Source organism: Acinetobacter sp. AB03 (assembly GCF_058107045.1).
Genome location: NZ_JBUEBA010000007.1, coordinates 1 through 977, shown reverse-complemented (window position 1 = coordinate 977; position 977 = coordinate 1). Strand labels below are relative to the sequence as shown.

1 protein-coding gene is annotated in these 977 nt (G+C 34.0%); it reads left to right on the top strand.

From position 1 onward, the window contains the following. The first annotated feature begins 85 nt into the window (after positions 1-85). Positions 86-961 carry an IS982-like element ISAba825 family transposase gene (locus ACY3FQ_RS16440; protein WP_000102417.1) on the top strand — a complete coding sequence of 292 codons (876 nt, stop codon included), beginning with the start codon at positions 86-88 and terminating at the stop codon, positions 959-961. Positions 962-977 lie beyond the last annotated feature (16 nt).

Here is a 977-nt window from a genome sequence, read left to right as displayed (position 1 = left end):
TACGCCAATCTCAACTTTTTAAGTCATTGAAATAAAAAGGACATAACCTCATTTTAAATCCGTCTATGAAAATAAAATTACAGTTATGTCCACTGAAGAATTTATCATCATTGTCTATTTAATCATAGAGGAAATTTACCCAACTATAGTCTCTGAACCATTAAGAAAACGTGGTTTTCCACCTGCTTTAACCGATATTGAAATTATCACAATGCAAATTGTTGGTGAGTGTCTCAAAATGGATACGGATAAAAGCATATGGATGTTTTTTAAAAACAATTACTTAAGTTGGTTCCCTCATTTAGGTTCATATCCTAACTTTTGTAAGCATTGTGCAAACTTATGGCAAGTTCATCAAAAAATCACAGCCCAATTAACTGCACATTATGGTCAGGATCATATTCATTTTATTGATGGATTTCCTATACCTGTTTGTCGTTATAGTCGAGCAAAAAGACACAAGAATTTCAAAGAACATGCAGGTTTTAGTTATTGTGCTGCACAACAAGAGAAATACTATGGTTTTAAAGGGCATCTTGTAATTAATTTGGAGGGTATGATTACTGGCTATACTTTCGCTCCAGCAAATGTAGATGAGCGTGATGTTGCACCAGAAATCACAGAAAATATTCATGGGTTACTAGGTGCAGATAAAGGTTACTTAAGACCCAGCTTGAAAGAATACTATAAATTTCAGTATGTTGATCTACAAACTCCTTTAAGAAAGAATATGCCGGACTCTAGATCTCAAGAATCAATGAGGTTGCTTATGAGAGCACGAAGGAAAATTGAAACGGTCATTGGTCAATTAACTGATCGCTTTAATATTCAAAAAGTAAGGGCAAGAGATTTATGGCACTTATCGCATCGTTTTATCAGAAAGATTTTGTCACATACGGTCTGCGTCGTTATGAATAAAAAATGTGGTTATTCGCCGATTCAATTTGAAAAGCTTATTTAAAGTTGAGATTGGCGTA